Source organism: Actinokineospora fastidiosa (genome assembly GCF_014648415.1).
GTDB lineage: Bacteria > Actinomycetota > Actinomycetes > Mycobacteriales > Pseudonocardiaceae > Actinokineospora > Actinokineospora fastidiosa.
The window spans coordinates 107,216-131,966 of record NZ_BMRB01000007.1 but is presented as its reverse complement, the minus strand read 5'-3'; the positions used below and the strand labels follow the sequence as shown (position 1 = coordinate 131,966).

Genomic DNA, 24,751 nt, shown 5'->3' with positions numbered 1-24,751 from the left:
GTGGACCTACGAGCTGTTCGCCCGTTCCTAGGGGTGCGGTCGGCACAACCGGCCCGGATCCGCATCCGCTGGCCGACCAACGTCGCCTTGCTGAACCTGGCTGAACAGCAGGATCGGCCAGGTCCCCGACCTGACCCAACGCCAACACCTGCGTACCTACCTCAAGACCGGAATTGACATTGCCCCGGCCCGCTGACCATACGATCGTCAGCGTGTTGAGTTCGCCTGCGAGCAGGAACCTAGTGGTCGTCGGCGCTGGCATCGTCGGCGTCTGGGTGGCCTATCACGCGGCTCGAGCCAGCACCGTCTTGACCCTGGTCGGCGCAGGCTCGAAGCCGAGCTGCCGGGACTTCCCGTGACTTGGTCCGTCCTGCGACATGCGGGTTCTCCGTTTTGCCTGGCCAGGGCGCTAGGCCGTCCGGTCTGGCAGTGCGAGGGTCATAGACGGATGGTCCGCTGCCGTTGACGGCGGCACCACCCGGGGGGCATGTCGACGGCGCGAACCAACCACAACCGGAGAAAGCGCAGGGCATCCGGCACCAACCATCGCCGCCCGCGACGAACCATCCTCACCGCGCATCAACCGACTCAAACCAGATTCACATGGGCCTGACCAGGCAGATGCGGCCCATTGAAAGCAGTTGGCGAAGTCCACTCGACCGGGAAGATCAACGACGACCCCACAACGAGATCAACAGGGGTTCTGGAGCGTACTTCTCCTGTTTCGCTCCTTACGCGCCAGTACATCGATCTGTCCGTCCACAACGACGATCCACTAAGATGGTTCCACGAACATCAAAACGCCCGCTGACCTGGCGTTTCCACCGAGTCAGCGGGCGTTCTTCAGACCGTCGGGCTGACAGGATTTGAACCTGCGACCCCACACACGGCCCTAACCGCCGAGGTGGACAACTCCCGGCAACGTGCAGATCACCGCGCAGGGCGAATCTGAGACTGTGCCAATTATCGCGCCGCCGACAACTCAGTCCCACCAACTTCGGCGTTCGATAGTGTTGATGTCAACCTCTTCGATGTAGCCGTTTTCAAAGCGGATGGTGACGTATTCACCACCGAGGAGTCCGTGTCTGGTGGAGATCACTTCACCTTTGGTGTTGTCTGGAACGTGTTGCATGCCGAGTTTGCCGTGGATCGGGGTGTTGTTCCGCACTCGCTCTCCGGGCTGGAATCGTTCCGGCACGTCTTCGGTCCACCATCGGCTGGGGCGGTCGGTAAGCTTGCCGCTTTGGGGACTCTTCGGCACGGAGCGTTGGGGGTCCGCGGCGGAAAAGAGTGTACGGAACCATCCGTCGGGCTGTGCGTGGTCGTGAGCGTACGGGGGCGGGCCTTCACCTTTAGTGCTGGGGTCACCGGGGCGCCATGGGGTGAACTCTTGCCAAGCGTCTCGGTCATAGTCGTTGTCGAACTCGCGATAACCACCGTCGGTCGCTTCCGGCCGTCCGTTCACTGGGGCCATCCTCACTGAATGAGCACAGGGCGGCTTGAGTGCCGCGATTCGGTCTTGATCACTGTACCGGGTTTGGCAAGTCAACTGATAGACAAACATTAACCATCCCCGAATGCAGACCTCCTTGGATGATCCCACGATTACATCCACGTGCCTTTCCTCAAATATTGAGCGTTGTTCAATATCGATGATCCCCGCCATGAGGCATTTCAGGTGGATCCTCTTGACACACGGCACTCAAGTCGGACACATTGCGTGTCGCCATGGACACTCAACGGAGTCGCGCAGAGTTCCAGGCCACGAGTGTGGTCTTGGGTGAACGTTTGTTCGTGCCGCAGGAGCGTTGGGGTTGGGAGTACGTTGAGCCAGCCTCTGAGCCTCCCAGTGCATCGGTTGCTCCGCGGCCGGTGTGGCAGGAACTGCCGCCCCCGGATGTAGCGCGGTGGGCGAGCCGCCTCGCTGCGGCTCGGAGCAAGCTGCCCACTCGGCTTGTGACGATCGCTGTGGCGGCTAGTTTGCTGTTCGTCGCGGACGCGTTGCGCGGGAACAGCGCGTACCTCCCTAGCGGGTTCCTGGTGTTGGGTGTCGCGGTGCTCGTTCTCGGCCTTTGCCTGTCGTTGCTGAGTGTGTGGCGGCCATCTCGGCGGATCAAGGCAACGATGCGGAAGGCAAGGCGACACCGGCAGGGTCGGATGGTCGCCTTTCAAATTGAGGATCAGCGTTGGCAGTCACACGTTCGGGCTCTTGAGGAGAAGGAGCGGCGCGAGCGTGAGTCGATGCGGCGGTGGTATCCGCTGCGCCTGCAATCGGGTGCCAACCGTGTGGACATCTTCGGTGGGACGCCAGACGGTTGGGCCAGCTTGATCACCACCTTGGGTGCGTCCCTGGTCTCGTCGGGCCAGGCAGTGTTGGTCGTGGATTTCACCGAGGAGCACGTCGCGGACGGCCTGGTCGAGTTCGCCCTCCAGCAAGGTGTTCAGGCCCATCACGTGAATTTCCCAGTGGACATCGCGCCGAGCGCTCTTCTCGCAGGCCTACGGTCAGATGAGGTGGTGGACCTAGTCGCCGATGGCGTACGGGCGCCGAATGGGGAGGGCATGGATCACCGCTCGATCGACAGCGCCGTCGTGCGGACGGTGGTAGAGCAGATGGACCAGGCTCCGACATTTCGTCGGCTGGTCGAGGGACTCGGAATCCTGCGCCGCACGTACGCGAGCAACACCGAGGGCGGTTCACTGAGTTCCGTCGAGGTTCGCAGGCTGATCGATCATGTGGACGTGGTCGGCCACACCGAACAAGAGAAGAACACCCTCCAGTTCCTCACCGAGACATTGGGCCTCTTGGCCATGGAGGACACCTCCAGCGCATCTCGGCACATGTGCGGGCCGCTCTGGCCGCCGACAGACATGACCGTGGTCACGACGAGTGCCAGGCATCACGGGCGTAAGGAGTTGCTGGACAGACTGGTGTTTCATCGCTTGGTCCACGACATGCGCTCCTCATCCGCTGGTACTGCGCGGAATGTTGTCGTCGTGGCCGGTGCCGATCAACTCGGTGGAGTCGGCCTGGAAAGGCTGGCCAAGCAGGCACGACGAGCTGGTGTCCGCTTGATCCTGTTGCTGGAACACCTTCGCGAGGACATCGAGCGGCTGCTCGGTAGCTCCGACAGCGCCACGATCGTGATGCGACTCGGTAATGCCAAGGAAGCGGCCCGAGCCGCGGAATACATCGGTCGCGGCCATAAGTTCGTCCTCAGCCAGCTCACCAAGCAGGTTGGACGAACCTTCAGCACTGGAACCGCCGAAAGCATAGGAACACAGGACGGGGCATCCGACTCAGAGAGCACCAACGACTCGACCAGCCGCTCCCGCAACTTGACGGGTAACTGGCGTCTCACCGGACGCAGCCACAGCACCACCAGCGGAACCTCGACATCCACCACCACCTCACGATCACGAACCTGGCAAAGCACCGGCAACCAGTCCACCGCAGACACCACAAACCACGGAACCACTGAAGCTCGGGTCTACGAGTTCACCGTCGAACCCACGCAGATCCAAGGACTACCCGTCACCGCCTACATCCTCATCGAAACCAGTGACCACGGACGCCGAGTCGTGATGGGCGACTGCAATCCCGGCATCAGCCTGCTCCCCAACGTCGCACCCACTCCACGACGATGACGAGCCAACCATGGATCTGCACGAGTCAAGCTTGTGCCGGGGGTGTTCTGTGTCTCGCCTAGCCTGCAAGCCGCCCCAGCCACACAGATCGACCACTCCGAATCCGCGAGAGCCAAGGGCGAAAGCATCGAGGCGTGCACGAACTCGCCGTCGCGTCTGCCACGATCCCGCAACCTCCCGCGACTGTGTCCATCCGGGTGAAGAGTCCGTTCACCCGGCGCAGGCCGTCCGTGGCGACTGCCGCCCCGGCATCACCTTCCTGAATCGCATCGCAATCAAGCTCAACGGCCAGGCCTGACCGTGGACCCACTGGCAGATTTCGGCTTCCACCGCCTTGTTACCGCCCCGGCGCCGCTCGAACAGGACGACCCGACCCCGGCGCAGCTATTCGCGGCGCTCACAGCCGCGCACGCGAGCAGTCGCGGCGACGCCGTCCTCGTGGCCTGGGAGCGGCCAGCGGCAGGCGGTCCGATGCGAGTTCTGGTCGGCGGGCGGCCCGCGTTCCCCGGGGTGGGAATCGGGACTCCCACCCCCGTGCTCTACCCACCTGGCGCCACCTGCGAGCCGGTCATGAGCGACGACGTACGCGCCGGTTGGGATCGGATGGTTTGGACCCGCTGCACCGCCGAGGTCGATCCTTTGTGGGCGGCGGAGGAGAACCTGAGTCGGGGCGGTTTTGACGACTACGCAGCCCACCTACGCTGCCCGTTCGCCTGGATCATCCTCGCCGAACCCGCCCCAGCTGACTCCGTCCAGCGGGAGCTGACGTCGCTGGATATGTCCATCCCCCGCCTCCGACAGCGGGAGAACTCCGAGTCCGACCGGACCGCCCTCGAACGGGCCCAGATCCGCTACCGGGAGCTCAGCCGCGGCCGTGTCAGCGGCATGTGGCAGGTGCACGTCCTCGCCGGAGGAGCCACCCCGTCCGAGGCCGCCCGCGCCGCCGCGCTGCTGTGCGGCTCCAGCGATCTCGACAGGCTTCCCTACACACTGCATCCCGGTTCTGACTTCACAGGGCTAGGCGTGGCATGGGACGCCCGAGTCGAGGGTGACGGCCCTGCCTCGCCGTTCATGGCCAGCACCGAACTCGTCGCCGCGCTCGCGCGTCCGCCGCGCCGCGAGCTGCCCGGCATCCGGCTCACCGAACGCGTCGGGTTCGACCAGACACCCGAGTGGGAGGGCGGAATACCAGTCGGCCACGTCCTCGACGACGCCGACCTACCCGTCGGCGAGTTCACCGTCGCACCCGGCACCCTCAACCGGCACACCTTCGTCGCCGGTGCAACCGGCGCGGGCAAGTCCCAGACCGTACGCCACCTGCTCGAACAACTGACTCGCGCAGGCGTGCCGTGGCTGGTCATCGAACCCGCCAAGGCCGAGTACGCCCGCATGGCAGGCCGAATCGGCGCCGAGAACCTCTCGGTGATCCGACCTGGCGCGCCCGACGCCGTGCCCTTGGGGATCAACCCGCTCGAACCTGAGCCCGGATTCCCAGTGCAGACCCACATCGACCTGATCCGCGCCCTGTTCCTCGCCGCCTTCGAGGCCGATGAGCCGTTCCCCCAGATCCTCAGCCACGCCCTCAGCCGGTGCTACACTGAGCTCGGCTGGGACACCGTCGTCGGCGCGCCCGTCCGACCGGACCGTACCCCGCGATACCCGACACTCTCAGACCTGCGCCGCACAGCCATGGAAGTCGTCGAGGGTATCGGCTACGGCCGAGAGATCGCCGACAACGTCCGCGGGTTCATCGACGTGCGACTGAGCAGCCTGCGAATGGGCACCCCCGGCCGGTTCTTCGAAGGCGGGCACCCACTCGACCTCGCGGACCTGCTCAACCGCAACGTCGTCCTGGAGATCGAGGACATCGGGAACGACCAGGACAAAGCATTCCTCATCGGCGCCATGCTGATCCGACTACACGAACACCTCCGCGTCCACCGCCCCGACACAGGAACGCTGCGCCACGTCACGGTCATCGAGGAAGCACACCGCCTGCTCAAACGTGTCGAGCCAGGCTCCCCAGCCGCGCACGCTGTCGAACTGTTCAGCTCCCTGCTCGCCGAGATCCGCGCCTACGGAGAAGGCATCGTCGTCGCCGAACAGATCCCGGCCAAGATCGTCCCCGACATCATCAAGAACACCGCACTCAAAATCATCCACCGACTCCCCGCGGCCGACGACCGCGATACCGTCGGCTCGACCATGAATCTCTCCGAGGCGCAGTCACGGCACGTTGTATCCCTGCCACCAGGCCGCGCAGTGATCTTCTCCGACGGAATGGACCGCCCAGTACGGGTCGAGATCCCGCTCGGCGAGGACCGTGAAGCACCCGCCGAAGGCCCATCAGTAGGACGGTCACGCACCCGGGGAGCGGGCTGCGGACTTGCCTGCCGCACCCAGGGCGCGTGCTCCCTGCGGGAGATCAACACCGCCGAACGGGTCGCCTCCGGGCCCAGACTCGTGCTGTGGACCGAACTGGTGGTAATCGCCCACGTAACCGGCCACCCGACACCCCGACCGGACAAGCGTTGGCTCGACGAACTGGCCACGCTCAACCGCCGCACCCTGGAATGCGCCATCGGCCACCGCGTGGAGAAGTCCGTAGCCTCCCGCTACACCGGCCTCTCCGAGCACTACCAACCGGAACGGCTCATCGGACACGTCGCCGCGACGATGCTCATGGCCATCGACGGACACCGCACCTTCTGCAACGGCACCGAACACGAATGGCAATCCGGCGCGTACCGCTGGATCGACGTCATCCGCACACTCCAGAACGACCAACCCGTCCACCTCCCCACCTTGGCCACCCGCGGCCTTAACCTCCCCGACGCACCAAAGGAGGTCCAACTGAACGCCCTCGAAAACCACCCGGACGTGTGGCGCCCACCCGCCGGAACCGTCATCGGCGACACCGCCTGGAAGACCGCGTTGGCCGCCCTTACCCAGTCCCCCGACACCACGTCCGGCTTCCGCAACGCCACCCAGTACCTCCGCCTCCCCACCAATTGGGCCGAATTCCTCCTGTCGATCGACAAGACAACATGAGCGCCGACTCGGGCACTGATAATTCATCCCCACATCCAACACCCGATTTATCGCCTCCTAAACTGCCAGATCCGGCAAGCGTGGTCATCAACGAGCGGAAACTGGTAACCCCCAAGGACCGCGTACCCCCCACGACTGGCTTGATCAAGCCCGACCAAAGCGGAGACTTGAGTCAATCGGCTCCGCCCCACCTGCCGATGAGTAGCGACCCTCCCCCAACCAAACAGGAACTCGCCTCGCTAGCAGTTTACGAATCCGCATACTCGATCAACCCGAAGGGGGTGACGGGTAGCAAACCACTAGTCAAGAGCCTTACCTCCGCAGATCTCCCCAACCCGGCCGCAGTTACTGCGGGTGACGTAGCGGAAGACATGCTGGAGGCTGGGACTGCAGCGCTAGCGGGTGACGATGCGGAGCTCAGGTCGTCCGACTGGTCGGACGAGGAGGATTCGACTCCCCTCACCGACGAAGAAGGACGCCCGGGGGGAACGGCCGAGGTCGATCAAGAGAGTGACGACAAGCCGTACCCCAGCGCACTGCGGGCGGACGACCCCATGTTCCAGGAACACTACTACCTGCGTAGAGGTGAGCCCGTGCGCCGGGACGCCTTTGCCGAGGACGCGGACGGTAACCGGATTCCTCAGATGCGCGCCGCGGAAGGTGGTTGGTACGTTCCGGTCGAGTCCGGGGTTCAGCGCGCGTCCTTCAAGGGGGACGTAGAGCGGTACTGTGCGACACAACAGGAGAAGGAGAGGTTCGCCCAGATCGTGGCCGAACGCGATGCTGCGCTCACCACGCTGAAGGACGTAAAGAACGACCTCAATGTCACGAGCAGAAACCTAAAAATGGCATACAAGGACGTGACGCTGAAGAGCGAGTCCTTGGGCCTGGCGTCAGGTCAGCTCGCGGTTGAGAAGATGTATGGCGGAGAAGGTGTTGAGATCAAGCCGTTGCACGCCACAGACGGGAGTGAACGAGGAGCGGGGTGGTTCGACCAGATATGGTCCGTAACCGATGCTGGTGGGAAGGAGCGCTTGGTGGTCGTTGAGTGTAAAGCGGGCGGCGGCCCACTGGGTACGCGGCGCGCCGGGAACGTGATTGCGGAACAGGGGACTGCCCACTACTTCAACTCGATCGTGAACCAGATGGACGCCCGTTTGGAATCTCGCCCCGAGGATGACAGGACGGAACGGTTGCTCGACGCACGAGCTGACGGGACGCTGGATTATATCCTAGTCCGCGCGTCACTCAGACCAGGAAGCCGAGGTTCCGAATTCAACGGTTACTCGCATCGCACATTCGACCTAGACTCTTTCGGGAGAACTTCATGAGCACCATTACGCGACATCCGACAGATTACGAGCTCGCCCGTAGGCACGTCGAAGCACTCGTCGTCAAGGAGAAAATCGCCGTAGAGCGCGCCCGCCAGCACCTCGACCAGCTCTACTTCGCTCACACTCGCGCCTTGAGGCATGCCGCGTACCGCTCGGTCTTCGACCCGAATGGGAGCAGCATCGAGTTCTGGGACAGCATCGTGTTGGCTACGCAAGCTGGCGCTGGAATCTTCGCATACGCCATGACTGACGGGGACGGCGTCGACATGGTCATCGGCGAACCTGTCCGGGTGCCCGCTGCGGGGAACGGGGTCCACGCCGATCCTGGCATGTGGCTTGACGCGCATCACTTGGCTGTCGCCTGTCGAGACAAGAAGCTGCTGGACCTCCTCTGCTCCGTGCCAGCGAAAGTCCTGCACGGGAGCGGGGCGACGGGTGACGAGTTCCTGTACCTCTGGGTCGAGGTGCTGAAATCCTACTGGCGTCGTGATCCTAAAGTCCTGACCATGCTCAACACCGCGCTGGACGCCATGAATACGGACAAGCTGTTGATGGGCAAGACGCGTGCGTTGCGGCTTCACTACCCCGCCATGAAGCTGTTCAATTACATCGTCCAGCACGATACCGACGGCGTGAACCGCGAACTCGCATTTGCCCTCGAGCAGCACAAGAAGTACTGGGGACAGAACGATCGGGCTAACGAGCCGGACGGCCTGCTAGCACTCGCCCCCCTTGCAATGGCCTGCATCGCCTACGACCTAGACCTTGGCCTCACGGTGGAATCCGACTACATTCCCCGGGCACTGGTGGAAGGAGTGCGAGTCGGCGAGTAGCGGCGCCACCGTTGGTCCGGGCACGTGCCGCACCACGAGTGCGTTAACAGGCGCTCAGATGGGGCTGGATCGACGACCCGCCGACCACCGCGACACTCGACGACATGTTCGGGCACCTGGCCGCCAACCGGGTCGGACGCGCACACCGGAGGATCGGATCTTGACCCGCCGGGTTCAGCCGAAGCGTCTGTGCGCGTAGTCCGCCGCAAGCGACTCAGCTGGCGACTCGAAGACAGCGATGTCGAGCCTGACTCCACGATCACCTCCGGCGTCCCCTGTTCGGCAAGGAAGAACGCGCGGTGCTGTGGCACGCCCGCGTTGTTCCGCCATGTCACATTCTGCTCGCATTTGCTACCGTCTCCGCTAGCGGCGACAAGTGATCGTTGCGACCCACACCGACCCGGCTGGGGGACTGTAAAACGAAACGGTGTAACTCCTGATCATGGAAGTGCACCTGATGACCGACATGATGTCCGGCGTGGGGAACGTTGAGGACTCGAAGGCCCGTGGCCGGCCCGGACGGCTTGGACGAGCAGCTTGTCACGCAGTTTGCTGACCAGCGCCAGGGCTGGCGGGTTGAAACTGACGGGTGAGGGCAGGATGCTGCAGCTCACAGACCTGGGCTCACCTGGGCAGACCTGGACCAGCTGGTGGGTCGAGCGCGAAGGGCTCACTGAGGCACCTGCACGCGAAGTCTCGCGCAGCCTGTACCGGCGGCTCGACCGCTCACTGGGCGACAACGACGCGGAGCGACGGATCCTGCGCGCATACGCTGAGCGCTACGTCCGGCTTGGCAATGACATCCCGGCTCTGCTCCCGCAGGTGTACCTGCACTACGACCCGTACACCCGAGCCCACCACGCCCCGGTTCCTCCCCGTTGCCCCGCCAGCGGATGGACTTCCTCCTGCTCCTACCGCAGCGAAATCCGCATCGTGATCGAATGCGACGGCAGACAGCACTACGCCGACGAGACTGGGCGCGCCGACGCCCAGCGGTACGCCGAGATGGTCGCCGAGGACCGCGAACTGCGGCTACGCGGCTACGAGGTCTACCGCTTCGGCGGCGCCGAACTCACCGAAAGCCCAGCCACCGACAGGCAGCTTACGTCGTTCTTCAACCGGCTCGCCGAGCGCTATTCCACCTGACACGGCAGCCTCCGTTTCACAACCTGCAGGGTCGACCGCAGGCGGGTCATGGGAGACTCACACGCTTACCGATACGACATTCACTTAACTTCGAGGCAACGCGGTCGACGACAGGTGTTCATCGAGTGCCGATATCGGTAATCCGCTGCTTGTTGTCCGTAAGGTAGTCGACACGGCGGCGGCGGATCTGGCCGCTCGGCTCGCGGAAGCCGACCGTGACAACGTCCTGGTGACCACAGCACTCGCACGAGACTTGGATCAATGCGCGTTTCCGGTGGTATAGCGGCGCTTCCTGGATGGCGAAGGCGACCACGCCCTCGGTCTGGTCCTTCTCTGGCACCTCGAACCGCTGCTCGCTGCTGTGCTGCTCCTGCCGGGTGACGATCGTCCGGCCGCGCTCGCGGATCGCCGACTTCAGGCTGGTGGTGAGCTGCGCGATCACCACCTCCCGGAACAAGCCGGTCGCCTCCAGTTGGCGGGTGCTCTCTTCCTCGATCTCGATCTCGTGGCCGAACGTGCTGATCTGCGCCTCGGTGACCGTCTGGCCGGCGTTGACATGCACCAACGTCCGGAAGTCGTGCTCGTCGACCTCCGGAGTGGTGGAGACGTATTCCTCGACGAGCTTCTTGAATACCACTGCCGGACCGCGGAAGAACACGCGGGGGCGGTAGTGGCCGATGACCTCAGCCTTCGTCTCGGCGCCGCGTTCCAGGTCGAGCAGATACTGCTGTCGCGCGAGCCGGATCTCCCGTAATAGGGCCTCGTCGTCGCCCTTCACCAGGTGCCGCAGCCGCAGTTCGTTGGACTTCTGGTAGTCCCGAACGTCAGACTCGCCACTGAGGATGATGACGCGGATCCGTTCGTCGATCGTCCGGATTTCGGCGGCGAGTTCAGTGCCGTCCATGCCGAGCTTGCGGCGCATGCGCTGGTCCAGGATCGCCACCCGCACGTACGTGGACTTCACCAGCTCGATCGCCTCGTCCTTGTCGTCGGTGTGTGCGACTTCCTGCGGCATCCGGTTCCGCAGCCATTCGGCCAGGTTCTGGGCGTACATGCGGTCGTCGTCCACGACGAGGATCTCCGGGTGCATGGCTACCTCCTCGGCAGGACGACGCGCATGCGCACGCCGGTGTCGGTGGTATCCGCAGTCAGGTCGCCCCGTTCGAACTCCGCGAGCCGGGACACGATGGATACTCCGAGGCCCTGGTGCCCGTCCTTGGTCGTGCGCCGCGGTGCGAACAGGACATCCTGGTCGACCGGACGGTCGACAGGATTGAACACGGTGAACTCGACCGCGTCGCCGTGGTCGATGCAGGTGATCTCGACCGTGCCGCCGGGGACGCAGCCCTCGATCGCGTTCTCGACCAGCGGCTGAAGCATGGTGAGCAGGTAGTGGTTGGAGAATCCGTCGACCCGGTCCGGCAGTCCGACGATGTTGATCGCGATCGGCTCGTCGTTCGGGCTTGGGATCGAGTCACCGAAAGCGCGAACCGCCTCGTTGAGGGACGGCTGCCGCGAGGGCACCGACGCGACTGTGGTGACCAGACCGCGGAAGGTGGCCAACGCGGCGGTGCAACTGTCGAGCATCGCGGCCATGTCGGCCAGGCGTTTGGCCCGCTCCTCGATCAGCACCTCGTCTGGGAGGTTCTCCAGGTTCCGGACGGCGTAGCCGAGACCGCGCAGCGGCGTTTGGAGAGCGTGGTTCAACTCGGCGACGATCCGGGCATCGGTGACTTCGGTGGGGCCGATCGCCGCCGGCTCCGCCAGACGGGACGTCATGTTCGCCATGGTCGGCTGCAAGTCGGCGAGCATGACGACGCTCTCCCAGAACCGGCTCGTGTCCAGGCGCAAGTCTTCGAGCATGGCAACGCTGCGCTCAAACCGGCTCATGTCCAAGTTCAGGTCAGCGAGTGTGGCAACGCTCCGCTCGAACCGCTCTGCCGTGTCGCCCCATGCAGGATCCTGCGGTTGCTTTGCCGTCGAGGCACGTACAGCCCGCAGCACGAGCGCGGTCGCCACCACGAGGGCAACCAACAGCACCCCGACACCGAGGACCACAGCCAGCACGGCACCACCATTCACCTCACTGATCCTGCCAGCCAGCCCGCGGCTGAGGCAGGGTATTGATCGTCTTCGGCGCGCTCACCTAGCCAAGGCTGTTCCAGTACCCGCTGAGTTCCCGCCACACGCCGGACGATCGCTCCTCGTCGTCGGTGGCCTAGCGGGTGTTCTCAGGTGCGGAGGACTACCGCTGAGACGACAGCGCCAGCCACCGTCGATAGCAGTGTCACAGCCAGTCGGTCGAGACCGCGCTGGCGTGCCCACCGTCTGGTGACCGAGCTCGCGTACCCAGCCGCTGTGGCAGCCAGGATCTTCTTCAGGTCGTTCTCGTTGATCATCATCGTTCCTCGCGACATTGATGGGATTAGTACTTCGGCGACCGGTGGTCGCTGCACATCCACAGGATCACGAATATGAGCAGGTAGCAAGGTCTTCCGACGTCGATGCAAGTTGGTCGGCTCCCCAGCGGGAGTACTAGCCAAGACGTGCACGTTAACTGGCCACACGGTGGGAGTACTTCCGGATAGGATCTCTGCATGGGCGTCGGCCACGAGACAGGTATTGGTCACGACAGTGAGGCTCTCGTCCGTATCGCTGGCGATGCGGGGTACCAAGTCAGTCTGAGGATGCTGGAGACCTTCCGCGCCCAGGGACTGCTGCCCCGGCCCGTCCGTACCGGCCACCGCGGCCGGACTCCGGTGTGGACCTACTCGGACGGGGCACATCGACAACTAATCGCACTGCTTGGGTGGCGTGAACACACGAAGGACCTCGACACGCTGCGCGTGCTGCTATGGGTCGACGGGTTCCCCCTTGCACCTGACGTCATCCGTGCCGCGCTCGTTGATGGCCTCACCGCTGCGCTTGACATGCTGAAACGAGAGATCACCACGCAAGCCCAGCGGCATGGCTTGGCCCCCACGGTGGACAGCGACCGCGACCAGGCGCTCCACCGGATTGCAGGTGGGCTCACGGCCAAACGCGGGCCCAACTCCCTTCCCCGACGAACCCGAGTCCGGGCCGCCGACCGGGCGCAGGCAGTCCATCTGCTCCTACGCGCATTCGCTCTCGGAGATGCGGTCCACGCCACGGCCGAAGACGCGAAGACTGTCGAACGGGTACTTGGCGTCGCTCCCAACGGTCGGCGGCAGCGCGTCGAGGGAGCCGGACCGTGGCTGACAGGGCCAGCCGAGGCCCTCTTCGAGACCGCCGAGGTAGTTGCCCTGCCCACCGCGTTACGCGCGGTGCGCGAGGCGACCGAGGCGGAGATGGGGACAGCCCGTGACATCGTCGCGGTGTTGTTCCGGCACCTACCGCTCGTGGCGCGAATGATGGCCGCACTGTTCGACGACGCGAACTACGCCGGCTTGGCCGGGCTGGACCAGATCGACCAGCACCCGGAGATCGTGATGCTCCTGGTGCCCTCCGTCATCGGCATGCTCCGCGCCGGCTGGCAGGAGAACCTCCAAGCAGTCACCGTTGCTCTCGGGCCCATGCCCGACCTCGCAGCCCAGGCTCGCAGCCTCCTCGACCAACCGCACAGGACGATCGAAGCCAACCTCAGCCAGCAACCCCCCGACGTCCGGAAGCACGCGCAACGCATCATCGATGCGACCATGAACGGCGCCTTTGACCGACCACAACGGAAGCCACCCGCGCGGTAGCAACCCACGATGGCATCACCCGTAGAAAGCTGACTGCCAACAGCCGGATCCGGTGGCCGTTTGCGGGCTCTTCCTGCTCTTCGGACACGGACAACACCACATGTTCGCCGAATCGCAGCAGCGGATCCCATACCTGCCCGGCCGCGTAGTCCGCCGCAGCTGGCACCGGTCGCAACTCATCCCACTCCTCACCGTTCGGCCGCCACAGCCGCCACCCCACGATCTCAACCGGGACAGGCAACTCCCAGTCGAGATCCAGAACAAGATGACGCCATATGCGTTCTGCGGGCCCGGCAAAATAACCGGCCAGCTGGTTGACGAGCGCCTCGCGATCGAACTCACGGCCGGCTCGCAGAAGACCGGCGATGCCGAGACGATTAAGGCCCTGCGCATCGAATGCTCTGCCAGCCGGTTGGCCTTCGTCGAGATAGCCGTGGGTGTGGGCGGCAACAGCGGCAGCCTGGCGGACCTCGCCAGCCTGCGGCCAACTGGCCATCGCGTCTGCCGCCTCGCGGTCGGCCATGTCCGCCAGTTCTGGCGCCCGTTTGCCAGCTTCACCGACGAACTCCACCAGCGCGGTGAGCAGACTCTCATGTTCCGGCGTCACGCCTGCCGACACTAGTCCGGGTAACAAGGGTCGTCCCCAGCACAGATCGACAGCCGAGACCGGTTGCACTTGCCACCTGTGGATCCGGCGCTCGACGGTGGTGGCCCACACGGACGCGCTGTACGCCACCACCGTCACGCCGCCAAGGTTGCCGGAGTGCGCTGCACGTCGCTCGCGACAGCTGCATCAACCGGAGCGCGTGCGCTCTGGGCCTGGTACTCGGCACGAACAACTTTGACGAGCTGGGGCGTCCGAGTTGCGCCTACCCCAAGCCGCGTACGGCGTGTCCGCCGATACCGGTTTCTGATGAGCTGCGCGATGATCCGCATCCTCCCGCTTCGCCTGCTCCAGGAGGAGTTCCGGTGAGCGATGTTGAGGTGCCTTTCGGCGGCCCCACTGCACCTCATTTGCCGTCGCAGCCGTCGGCTGACTTGGTTCATCGGTGCCATCCACGCTGCTCCGATCGCTGGGCTCTGCTTGATCGGTACCAGAGGACTCCCGATACCAGGTTTCGACGCTGGCCGTGCTGATCGCCTGCTGAAGCCGGGGCCGACCTCAGCCCAGCCGATCAGGAGCAGAGGCCCACGGCGTCGAACGCTGCCTTGCCGAACTCACCTGTGACCAGCGGTTCGGCCACGTTCAGTGCAAGGCTCACCACGCTGGCGAAGATCAGGAGCCAACGGGCTGGACGAAGCACCTCTGCGGACGCTCCAGCGAGCGCCAAGTGTCGGATGCCCAGCAGCGCTCACAGCGAAGACGGCGTGTCAACCTCGCTCCACCCAGCCGTACGTGCCTTCGTGCTCGTCGTACTCCCGCAACTCCTGCGCACCCCTGCTGAAGCGGTTGGCTACGCACTACAGCCAATCAGTGTGCATGCACGCCATCTCCAAGCTCTGCTCGACACGCTGGATATGCCGACGCTGCCGACCGTCGGACATGGCATCACTCTCGACCTGACACCGGTACCTCTCGACGAAGTTCTTGATTCCGCCGTCAGCACGGTGCCGAACACCGCGCATACGTCCGTGATCTCCGCATTTTTGTTCGGAATCTTGCATCACTTGACCACGATGCTCGAGAGCAGGCATTCGCGGACCGTCGGGAGGCTCTTGCGGACACCGCAGACGAGCTTCGGCGCCTCGCCCGAAAGTCTTGGCGGCGGCCCCTGGCCTCCTTTGGGCTCGGCATCGCTGGAAGCGCAGTCACCCTTGTCTCCGGCAATCCCATCGGCGCTGCACTCGGTGCCGCCAGCGCGTTCCTTGGCCTCCGACGCCAAGCGGATCCCGGCAGCGCCTACAACTACCTGTTCCGCGCGCAAGATCGGCTAGCCCGCAGTTGGTGACAGCGATGAGTGATAGCAAGGTTCAGCGCGGAACGCAACAGGCTCCGCAGCGCCCTGGAGCGGGCCATCGACACTGTGCGTCGCCACCACGACGGCACCCACGACGGCCCATCCGATGGTGCAATGCAGCACCCTGCCGCCTGTTCTTCCGACCCGGAGAACCACGTCCGTCGACCCTAGAGGATCTCGACTTTTACTTCGCCGAGGATCGAAGGGAGACCACCGAGTACGCCGATAACGTTGACTGCTCCACGTGCCGGGGCTGTGCGTCACGTATGACCTCGAAGGCGGCTGGGCTCTTGTGTGGATACTCGGCGCGAAGATCAGGCATCGGCGGAGCGGTCTGGTCGTCATGTTGGACCACCGACACACCAAGGTAGGTGGCGATCAGCGTCCGCCCTTCCTCCCCCGCCAGGCTCAGCGAACTTTCTTACGCTTGCCACTGGGCCTGAGCCTGGCGGGAGCAGGAACGTCCGGCTTGGTTGGTCGGGCGGCGTCGTACGCTTGGACGACTTGGCGGGGATGCGTCCTCGGTCGGATACGTCGAACTCGGATTGCCGCGCCCAGTCGCGGATTGCCTTGGTTTCTTGCCTGCTCCGGCCACCCCGACAGTGATGAACTGAGCCATCTCGTCACGCAGGCCCCGCGAGACCAACTCTTGAAGCGCAACGGCGGCTACGCCTAGCGCTACGCCTGCCACCACGGTCAGAAGAGGCGGAAGTCGCGAGCATCATCTGCTGGTTCAGACTTGTCGCCGGATTCGAGTGCTGTCGACCGACCTGGGACGTCCAGGTCGTACGGCTCGGACGCACACAACGTTCGGTGATCAGCGCCACCGGCAGGACGACCGCCCCACCAAACGGAGATCGTCTTCGAACGACGCCATGCGCCGCGGCTCACAGTGCTCGGTCTTGCAGATCGTCGTCGTGCACTGAAGAGTCCGGACTAGCCTCGACTGGTTCGGGCAGATCGACGAGCGGAAGATCTTGGGCGTCTACCGAGATCTCCGCTGCCGCAGAGTGGGTGTTCATCCGCCCGATCGAGTAGGCGAACGTCATGGCGAACGCGATGTAGACGCCGAAAGATAGCAGCGGCCACACGTCCGGGTACGCCGTGAGCCGCGAAGTAAAGCTGAGGACAACGGTAGAGGCCGCCAGAGTCAGTAGCGCGATTGCAATCGCGCAGACGGACAGTACTGTCGCCGACCTCCCAAGTGCGATCTCTCGCGGCGCAAACGCACGCCTGATGACGATGGTCCAGCCGACGTACACAGCAATCAACACGAATACCGCGTAGTCAAGACCGCGGAGAGTGGTGCCAGTGCCGTACTTGATGGTGATGAAGTCCTTGATTGCACCGTATATGAGTAGGCCAACTATTGGACAGACGCCATAGAGCAAATAGATCCTGAGAACGTTCACGGTTCGAGCTAGTACTTGACCCTGACGCGGGCTGTCCTTCCGAAGGCCGCCGAGAAGCAGGAGGATTGCGTGCAGCAACATCAGGAAGGCCATGGCGAAGCCCACGCCAGCGACGATCTCCAGGATGGTCAGCCGATTCGTGGCTGGTGCCTCGCCAGCGATGATTGCGTAATTCAAGCTCGTGGCGATCAAACCCGCGAACGCCGCGATCAACGGAAGGTAGCCATACAGGGTGCGTGAGGCGACACTGTCCCGGGTTAGCTGCGCTGCGATCAGAGCGATCAGGCCCGCGAACGCGAAACCCGCCAGCACGCCAGCGAGCTGCGAATAGAAGCCTGCGATGGTGGGAAAGTTCGGAACCTCTGATGGAGGCATCAACCCTCCGTTCGGCTGCTCACGTTTGGCCGAGCCCACCAGACGTCTGGGCTCTAGGGCTAGGGCTCTGGGGGTGAACCGACTAGGCCAGCTGAGTGCAACGCTGGCGGGCTGCGCGAGGCTGCTTCTGTTCATGAGCCGCACTCACCAGAGGTAGTGGAGGACAACTCCAGTTCTCAGGCGTCCAGGCGACCGTGCTTGCCCAACGCTTCCCCATACCCGACTGCCAGCCAAACTCGCAACTCTTAAAGCGCAAAAGATGAGGCCAGCGCTACGTTGCAACCGTGCGAACTCAGCCAGAAAACCGCGCACAAGATCACGGAAGTTCAGACGCCCATTAGCTTCAAGGGCAGCGGTGCCCACATTGACGCGTTAGCGACGGGAAGTTGACGCTCTACCGGAGTTTGGTCGGCGACATGAGAGAGCCAAGGCTTAATTCCACCGTCAGAGTCAGGTCGAACGACATGAGCCTGTTGGATTTCACAAAGATCGACGCGTCCAGTCGCGAAACCACGTTTAGTTTCCGGGCGATCTTCGTCGTCCACCCATCTAAACCTGCTTAAGGTCCGTCGACGGCTCTCGCAAGGTCCGTCGAGAAGATGTTCTCGTATCAGAGACGTCAGGTAGTCCCGCCCGAAGTGGTCGAGCAGGTCGACAAAACTGCCTGACACCTTGTCGATGTCGCGCAGCGCTGTTATGAAGTTGTACGTTTTACCTGCTCCGGACGCGTGCATGACGAACGGCGAACCGCTGCTATACCACTGAAAGATCGGCGACACCCATTTCATGGGCATGATGGCAGCCTGCTCCGCGCTTTCGGGAACGTGCTTCGCTGAGTCCGCCACATGGAGCATGTATGCCAGCCCGGTCCAGCAGGGCGAGGTGATGGTCAGAGCTTAGGTCGGCGCCGCGCTATCTCCGCGTCCCACTCTGCATCGGTAGGACCCACCTCGTCTGGGCCGAGCACTTTCCAAATCTCGCTGCCGCCCTCGAGGTCGACCGCACCGACCTCCCAACCCCAACCCTCTACACAGACACCCGGGACCACCCGCGTCTCAGGCCCGATCTTCGCCTCGCGATCCGACTGCGGTGGGGCAAGGACCTCGTCACCGTCCTGTTCGACGTAGCGGTGTTCGTGCTGGAGGAGCCACGCGGCGATGGGCATGACCTCGCGACGCTCTCCATAGATGCTGAGCAACCGCCAACCAGGCGGCGCCGCTTCCACGGCAACCGTTCGCCAGTAGGTCCGCACCTGCTTGCCACCAGATTCAGTCACGCCACGAGTGCCTCGCATCTCTGCCCCAACAAGGCGAGCACGCTTGCCAGCTTCACAAAGTAGCGCGCATCCATCAGTAATAGTAACGAGAATCATCACCAAAAGGTGTTTTATGATCGAACCTCACTTACACGCCAGTGCCAGCAGCAGCGGCACACCAACACAGCAGAACCTGCCCACCATCAAGGAGGCAGCTGGCCGCCTCCGTTCAGCACCTGGATGGTCTCCGCCTCATCCACGAGCCGGCGGTGGCGTGCTCGGCACCGACACCAAGGTGTTCAGCGGCCCGAACGCCGTCTCCGACCTCATCGACGCCGCAGGCGCCGACGCCGTGCGGAAGCTGGCCACATCGGCCGTCGGCGGCTGGTCCCCGAATCAGCCATTAAGGCCGTCATCGGCCGCGTGGCCGCGGAGACCACCGCCTGACGGTCGGCCGCAACGCCACCGGCGAATGCACCATCCACCTCCGTAAGGACGGCCGCTAGGAAGGCGCCGCCTACGTCACCACAACCATCACGTTGCACGACCTGCGGCATAGCAACGCCACGATGCAGAAGACCCTGGGAGTCCATCCCCGTGATGTTCAGGCTGTCCTCGGTCACACCGAGGGTGCGGACAACAGGCATCTACGAACATGTGGACATGGGGTACTACATGGTCATCGATCGGCACGTAGGGTGCGGTCATTAGGAGGGTGTCCAGATCATTACTCGCATTGATCTCGGACGCCCTCCTCCTATGTCCACACTCCGCTCCGCTCCGCTTCACATGATCTTCCCGGAATCGATCATCTAGGCGAGACGGCGATGGGCCGCGGCGACGAGTGCCTGGGCACGGAACTGCCGCCAGCTCATCCAGATCATCGCGCGGCCGCCCGGGTTAGGTAGCCGAGAACCAGTTCCTCGAGCTGGACGGACTCGACGGTCCATGGGCCAGCGGGAAGTGGCCCCATACAAGGTCCAGTTCGGAGTCGACAACCGCGTCAGGACGGACCGGCGGTCAGTCGACGAATCACCAATCATGACAAACCACGACGAGAGCCCCACGTCCATTTCCTTGAACGCTACGATTCCCGACCCGCAGCCTTGGCAAAATACACCCGGAAGCCATCTACAAACGATCTCGTCTGAGCTGCCACCCCCTCAGGCTCGGTTTCCACCATCCGATCAAGACGCGCCAGTACCGAACTAGCCTCGACCAACTCGTCCGTTATCCCGTGAGCCACCGCGAGAGTAGCGAGTTCTAGATTCGTCTTGGCGTTCAACTTCATCTCAGCCACAAGGTCTTCGATCGAGGTATACCCCGCCCAAAATGGCACGCCGCGCAGCTCAATTTCCGTCAACAGTCTCGCGATTGCCGGACCAATCTCATCGTTTGACGATATGACCAGATCACCTCCTCCAGCGACTCCCGCAGAACGAATCAGGTCAGACAATGAAGCACCTACCTGATCTGCCCCACTTTCGAAGCCAAAAAACCTTGCCGTGAGCTCCGAAACCAGCGGGTGGCCAACAGAAAGAGATGTACTCAATGATAACGCTGAGTCATATTGAACAATGGTAACGCCTACTTTAACGAATATCCCTTGCGTGTGCGGCCGCTTGAAGGCGACATACTCGTCGTCCTCGATCACATCCAACTCCCACCCCTGTGAGCGGAACTCCTCGACCAGCTCCTCTACTAGCTTCTCGGCTAGTTCGCACACTTTGGACAACTCCATAGATCGACTTCCACCGGCATCCTGACGTTCGCTCCTATCGCGATACCATACGCGGCCAGCTTCCTGGTGTCGACGAACGCTCCGACTGTGCGCAATTGAGGATAACCCTCAGTCTGCCCCGGCGTCAGTTCGGCGCCGCTTCCCGTCTTCGTCTCAATCGCGGTCCAGTTACCGCCTGGATCGCGGGCGACAAAATCTGCCCTAAATTTGATTCCATCACCAGTCACGAAGCGAAACTTCCGAAGTGATTTTACTGTATCCCTCGGCTTCCAACCATTGCTTGGTCGCAGATTCACCCAACTTCCCGTGCTCTAGGCCAGTCACCGGGCACGCGCCTACATTCTTGTTGTGCACGAGCACTGGCGCGTCGCCCGCAAGCACATAATAGGTGTGAACACCAGCAATGGTCAGGTCAACCGTTGGCCTGGACGATCGCGGTGTTGTGTTCGGTGGTGATGACCTCGACTCCTGGTGGTAGCCCGCCGTGTGTGGCCAGGCGGTGGTGGGTGGCGAGCAGGTCGTTGACGTCGCCGGCGAGCTGGATGCGGGACGCGCACAGCACGACGAGGTAGTCGCAGACTCGTTCGACGTCGGCGAGGAGGTGGGAGGAGAGCACGGCGCTGGCGCCGAGCTCGGTGACGAACGCCATGAGGTCGGCAGGAAGGCCCTGCGTGCCAACGGGTCGAGTGCGGCCGCCGGTTCGTCGACGATGAGTAGTTCGGGTCGTTTCGCGGCGGCGACGGTCATGGCGAGTTGGGCGCGCTGTCCGCCGGAGAGCAGGCCGGCCTTCTGGGCGGGATCGAGGCCGACCTCCGCGATCCGCCGTTTCGCCAGGCCAGCGTCCCAGGACGGGTTGAGCCGGGCGCCCATGCGGAGGTGGTCGGCGACGGTCAGCGTGGCGTAGACGGGTGTGTCCTGGGCGACGAAGCCGACCTTGGCCGGGTGGGTCGCGGTCGCGGCGGGCCGAACCCCGAGCACGCTGAGCGTGCCCGCAGTCGGGGTGATCAACCCGCAGGGACAACTGGAGCAGGGTGGACTTGCCGGCCCCGTTGGGTCCGACCAGACCGATGACCCGGCCCCGTGGAACGTTCAGCGTGCAGTCGGTCAGGGCCGTGCGTTTGCCGTACCGCTTGGTCAGGTTTTCGGCTTTCAGCACCGGAGTCATGGGATCCTCCTTTCTCATCAGCAGGTTTCCGGTGCGCAGAACTTGACTTCGGGGTACTGCGGCGACGGCCGGTCCAGCAGGGACTGCGGCTCGACACGCAGGTGTAGGTCGAAGAAGGCGCGGACGTAGCGGCGGGTGATCTCCACGGAGCGGGTTCCCACGAGCTTCCCGCCGAACTCGACGCCGATCTGTTGGGTCAACAGGTCGTAGTCGGTGAAGGACGGGTGTATCGACCCGGCCACCGTGAGCCACCGCTTCCACCCGGTCAGGCGTGGCCAGTTGAGGTCCCACGAGTCTTCGGGACCCTCGTGGCCGAAGATCAGGAACGGGCGCGACAGCCCACGTTCTGGAAGGTCCTTGAACATCCTGCCGTCGAGATTGATCCCGGCCCGCACCCTCGGGTCGGCCAGCATGGTCTCACCGACACTCACGCCGCCCATGGACATACCCGCCATCGCGATCCGAGACCGATCGATCCGCTTCGGGTACTTCCTGATCAGTTCGTCGAGCACGAAGGGGACGTCACGTGCCCGGCCCTCCACGATCGCCTTCTCGAAGTCGCCGACATCGGGCCGACCGCACGCGGCGCAGGTGACGACCCGCCCGTCGGGGAAGGTCATGACGTAGTTCTCGTAGGTGTGGTCGATCGCGACCACCAGATAACCGTGGCTCGCGAGCTCCTCGGCCAGGGCGGTGAGCGAGCTGCGCGGCCAGGGGAAGCCGGGCGAGAGCACCACGAGCGGCCGCTTGCCGCCCGCCGGTTCCACGGCGGTGTACGCGTTGGTCCGGGTCCTGCTCAGGAGGTCCGGCGGCACGCTGGTGATCTCCGAGCTCGTCAGGAGCAGCTCCGACTCCTTCGGTGTCATGTACCGCGCCCGCCGCGATCCCGGTGACTTCGCCGGGTACCAGAGGGAGACCATGAGCTCCCGCGCGGTCGCCCACGGAACCCAGGGGTCCGGGCGGGAAACGTCCTTCAGGTGCAGGGATGTGGTGCCGACCGGGTGCGGACCGGTCGGGCTTGGCAGATACGGAGTGGCGACCTCGGCCGCGGACCCGCTTGGGGCGGCGACCCTGACGGCGAGCAGTGCGGTCACGGCGGCCAGACCGCGACGCAGGACTTGAAAATGGCATGGAGCTCATCCTGTGCGGCCGCTCGCGGTGCCCACATCGGATCGAAGTACGGTTCAGGCCCCCCGCGACCGTAATTTTGACCGATTCGGCGCGTGGACGACGGTTCCTAGCCTGATCCGCATGAACAGCGTGAAGATCGCGAACCGGCCGGTCGACGTCGGTATGGGTGTCGTGTTCGCAGCGGCGCTGGCCGTCACGGCGTACGCGATCGCGGACACCTGGGGCGGCGGTTACTGGGTGTTCGGCTGCGTCACCGGAGCGGTCGTGTCCGTGTTCGCCATGATCTGCCGGTACCAGGTCTGGGCGGTGGGGGTGGGACTGGGTATCGCGGCGGTCACGATCCTCGTCGCCCAGGTCTCCCGGCGTGGATGACGTCGACCAGGCTCGACCACCGGTGGGACTGGCTCCTCGGCCCCGTCGACGCGGTGATCTTCCTGGTCCTCTTAAGTCGTCAAGGCCCGGTTCCGACGGCGGGTGCGAGGTGTCCGGAGGCGGAGGATTCTCTGGTGGTGGACGGCGGGGGCGTTTCTCACGCTGGGGTTGGATGTGGTGGCCAGCGTCGTCTTGCGGCCGCGCGCAGGTTCGATCCTGCCTTGCTGTGGTTCGACCTGGCGGTGACGCCGATCTGTGTCACCGCTCTCGCGATGGTCCTGGCCGCCACCCTCGACGCGAACCCGGTGATCCTCCTAAGTCGACGCCGCCGCGACCCGTATCCGGAGGAGCGGGCCCGCGGTGCCGCTGCTGGTGGGCACGCTCGGCGCCTACTTCGCCTCGACCTGGTGGTCGTACCACCTCGGCTACTCGGAACGCATCGATCAGGAGTTCCTGCCCAGATGAGCCAGGTGATCGCGCTGCTGCTGGTCGCGCTGGGCATTGAGGTCGGGCACTTCCGGTCGGCGGTGACCGACCCCAACCCACGGCTCATCGCCATCCTCGCGGTGTCCGTGCTCTGCTTTGGCGAGATCATGGGCCTTCCGGCCTTGCCCAGAAAGGCGGAGGAAATCTTCGGCTGGCACATGTACGTTGCCTTCATCGCGACCGTGGAGGCGTGTCTGGTCGCGTTCGCCACCCTTATCTGGGTGCTGGTTATCCGCCGTCAGACCGAGACCACTGCCGCGCCCGACCCACCACGGCCCATCGTCAGACAGGTTTCTCGGATCGCTCCTGCTCCCGCGTCCGTGTTGCGCTCGACCGTCGTGGGCTTCGGCCTGGGAATCGCCTCCGCCGCCCTGGTGTGGGTCGGGTTACGACGCAAGGGGTGACCCTCACACGAGGACGTGCTCGGCCTCGGGGGACGAAGACAATCCCCGTACTTGTCGCCCAGGCTTTGGGCGGGGATGGTGTTGGCGTCAGCTTCGCCGTGCACGCGAGGGCGTGAGGTGGGGCGCAGCGGTGGATCAGCGAAGAGGTGGTCGGCCTCGGCGTGAGCGCTGAAGCCGTCCGCCGATTCGTCAAGACGGCCACCAGTAGTCTCACAGCCAGAATCAGGTGACATGACGCATTGTCCGGTTCACACTGGGGTGGGTGGAGCAAATCTGGAGCACGAGTGCGTGCTGAACGGAGTTCAACAGCGGTGTACCGCAGCCAACGGTCTCGGATGGTTTCCTGCGACGTGCGTGTTCTCTGTTTTCCCTGGTCAGGGCGCTAGGCGGTCCGAACTGGCAGTGTGAGGGTCAAAGACGAATGGTCCGCTGCCGATGGCCACGGCACCGGGGCTGGTAGCGACGACGCGAACCAACACGAAACCGGGGGAAGCGTAGGGCATCCGGCAGCAACCATCGCCGCCCGCGACGAAGCATCCTCACCGCGCATCAACTGACCCAAACCGGATTCACTATGGGTCTGACCAGGGCAGATGCAACCCATTGACAGCAGTTGGCGAAGTTCACCCGATCGGGAAGATCAACGACGACCCCATAACGAGATCAACAGGGGTTTTGGAGCGTACTTCTCCTGTTTCGCTCCTTACCCGCCAGT

Annotated in this window: 19 protein-coding genes and 3 pseudogenes; 9 read left to right on the top strand and 13 right to left on the bottom strand. The window is 63.9% G+C overall.

The features are described 5' to 3' along the window. Positions 1-982: 982 nt before the first annotated feature. The gene (locus tag IEY98_RS28180) at positions 983-1,465 is read right to left on the bottom strand and encodes a hypothetical protein (protein ID WP_189213701.1); all 483 of its coding nucleotides are present in this window, start codon (positions 1,463-1,465) and stop codon (positions 983-985) included. 491 nt (positions 1,466-1,956) lie between these two features. On the opposite strand from IEY98_RS28180, the gene IEY98_RS28175 reads away from it, so the two are divergent. From IEY98_RS28175 to IEY98_RS28155, 5 genes are all read left to right on the top strand, one after another. Then, positions 1,957-3,648 carry a hypothetical protein gene (locus IEY98_RS28175; RefSeq protein ID WP_189213700.1) on the top strand — a complete coding sequence of 564 codons (1,692 nt, stop codon included), beginning with the start codon at positions 1,957-1,959 and terminating at the stop codon, positions 3,646-3,648. A gap of 570 nt (positions 3,649-4,218) precedes the next feature. After that, a complete protein-coding gene (locus IEY98_RS28170; RefSeq protein ID WP_229787611.1) occupies positions 4,219-6,699 on the top strand; it encodes an ATP-binding protein in 2,481 nt (826 codons plus the stop codon). 80 nt (positions 6,700-6,779) lie between these two features. Further along, a complete protein-coding gene (locus IEY98_RS28165; protein WP_189213699.1) occupies positions 6,780-8,030 on the top strand; it encodes a hypothetical protein in 1,251 nt (416 codons plus the stop codon). Then, positions 8,027-8,866 carry an immunity 49 family protein gene (locus IEY98_RS28160; protein ID WP_189213698.1) on the top strand — a complete coding sequence of 280 codons (840 nt, stop codon included), beginning with the start codon at positions 8,027-8,029 and terminating at the stop codon, positions 8,864-8,866. Before IEY98_RS28165 ends, IEY98_RS28160 begins: the two co-directional genes overlap by 4 nt. 600 nt (positions 8,867-9,466) lie before the next feature. After that, the gene (locus IEY98_RS28155; protein WP_189213697.1) at positions 9,467-10,012 is read left to right on the top strand and encodes a putative endonuclease domain-containing protein; all 546 of its coding nucleotides are present in this window, start codon (positions 9,467-9,469) and stop codon (positions 10,010-10,012) included. A gap of 118 nt (positions 10,013-10,130) precedes the next feature. On the opposite strand, the gene IEY98_RS28150 is transcribed toward IEY98_RS28155, so the two are convergent. Both IEY98_RS28150 and IEY98_RS28145 read right to left on the bottom strand, forming a co-directional pair. Continuing rightward, positions 10,131-11,102, bottom strand: coding sequence for a response regulator (locus tag IEY98_RS28150; RefSeq protein WP_189213696.1), 972 nt, complete (start codon positions 11,100-11,102; stop codon positions 10,131-10,133). Positions 11,103-11,104: 2 nt separating this feature from the next. Further along, positions 11,105-12,079, bottom strand: coding sequence for an ATP-binding protein (locus IEY98_RS28145; RefSeq protein ID WP_189213695.1), 975 nt, complete (start codon positions 12,077-12,079; stop codon positions 11,105-11,107). A 530-nt stretch (positions 12,080-12,609) separates the two neighbouring features. Between IEY98_RS28145 and IEY98_RS28140 the strand changes: the two genes are divergently transcribed. Further along, positions 12,610-13,737: a hypothetical protein gene (locus tag IEY98_RS28140; RefSeq protein WP_189213694.1), complete on the top strand. Its 1,128-nt coding sequence runs from the start codon at positions 12,610-12,612 to the stop codon at positions 13,735-13,737. Here the strand turns inward: IEY98_RS28140 and IEY98_RS28135 are convergent. Together IEY98_RS28135 and IEY98_RS33510 are read right to left on the bottom strand one after the other, a co-directional pair. Then, positions 13,676-14,344 carry a hypothetical protein gene (locus tag IEY98_RS28135; RefSeq protein ID WP_189213693.1) on the bottom strand — a complete coding sequence of 223 codons (669 nt, stop codon included), beginning with the start codon at positions 14,342-14,344 and terminating at the stop codon, positions 13,676-13,678. The two genes, IEY98_RS28140 and IEY98_RS28135, sit on opposite strands and share 62 nt — an antisense overlap. A 134-nt stretch (positions 14,345-14,478) precedes the next feature. Next, a pseudogene (locus IEY98_RS33510) lies at positions 14,479-15,086 on the bottom strand (hypothetical protein); the annotation flags it as partial. A 55-nt stretch (positions 15,087-15,141) separates the two neighbouring features. On the opposite strand from IEY98_RS33510, the gene IEY98_RS28130 reads away from it, so the two are divergent. Next, positions 15,142-15,672: a hypothetical protein gene (locus IEY98_RS28130; RefSeq protein WP_189213692.1), complete on the top strand. Its 531-nt coding sequence runs from the start codon at positions 15,142-15,144 to the stop codon at positions 15,670-15,672. 364 nt (positions 15,673-16,036) lie between these two features. Here the strand turns inward: IEY98_RS28130 and IEY98_RS33485 are convergent. From IEY98_RS33485 to IEY98_RS28095, 8 genes and pseudogenes are all read right to left on the bottom strand, one after another. Further along, positions 16,037-16,270: pseudogene (locus IEY98_RS33485) on the bottom strand (Lsr2 family DNA-binding protein); the annotation flags it as partial. A gap of 312 nt (positions 16,271-16,582) precedes the next feature. Next, positions 16,583-17,482, bottom strand: a complete 900-nt coding sequence (locus tag IEY98_RS28120) for a hypothetical protein (RefSeq protein WP_189213691.1) — start codon at positions 17,480-17,482, stop codon at positions 16,583-16,585. Positions 17,483-17,808: 326 nt separating this feature from the next. After that, the gene (locus IEY98_RS28115; RefSeq protein WP_189213690.1) at positions 17,809-18,336 is read right to left on the bottom strand and encodes a hypothetical protein; all 528 of its coding nucleotides are present in this window, start codon (positions 18,334-18,336) and stop codon (positions 17,809-17,811) included. A 35-nt stretch (positions 18,337-18,371) separates the two neighbouring features. Continuing rightward, on the bottom strand, positions 18,372-18,734 hold the full coding sequence (locus IEY98_RS28110; RefSeq protein WP_189213689.1) for a hypothetical protein: 363 nt from the start codon (positions 18,732-18,734) through the stop codon (positions 18,372-18,374). Between the two features lie 1,087 nt (positions 18,735-19,821). Further along, positions 19,822-20,478, bottom strand: coding sequence for a hypothetical protein (locus tag IEY98_RS28105; protein ID WP_189213688.1), 657 nt, complete (start codon positions 20,476-20,478; stop codon positions 19,822-19,824). A 216-nt stretch (positions 20,479-20,694) separates the two neighbouring features. Further along, positions 20,695-21,456: an ATP-binding cassette domain-containing protein gene (locus IEY98_RS33540; protein WP_505606725.1), complete on the bottom strand. Its 762-nt coding sequence runs from the start codon at positions 21,454-21,456 to the stop codon at positions 20,695-20,697. Between the two features lie 49 nt (positions 21,457-21,505). Beyond that, positions 21,506-21,643: pseudogene (locus tag IEY98_RS33200) on the bottom strand (ATP-binding cassette domain-containing protein); the annotation flags it as partial. A gap of 17 nt (positions 21,644-21,660) precedes the next feature. After that, positions 21,661-22,737 (bottom strand): alpha/beta hydrolase family protein, encoded by a 1,077-nt coding sequence (locus tag IEY98_RS28095; RefSeq protein ID WP_229787608.1) that lies wholly within the window; start codon positions 22,735-22,737, stop codon positions 21,661-21,663. Between the two features lie 157 nt (positions 22,738-22,894). Between IEY98_RS28095 and IEY98_RS28090 the strand changes: the two genes are divergently transcribed. Both IEY98_RS28090 and IEY98_RS28085 read left to right on the top strand, forming a co-directional pair. Then, positions 22,895-23,146: a hypothetical protein gene (locus IEY98_RS28090; RefSeq protein ID WP_189213687.1), complete on the top strand. Its 252-nt coding sequence runs from the start codon at positions 22,895-22,897 to the stop codon at positions 23,144-23,146. A 461-nt stretch (positions 23,147-23,607) separates the two neighbouring features. Then, positions 23,608-24,036 carry a hypothetical protein gene (locus tag IEY98_RS28085; protein ID WP_189213686.1) on the top strand — a complete coding sequence of 143 codons (429 nt, stop codon included), beginning with the start codon at positions 23,608-23,610 and terminating at the stop codon, positions 24,034-24,036. Positions 24,037-24,751: the final 715 nt, after the last annotated feature.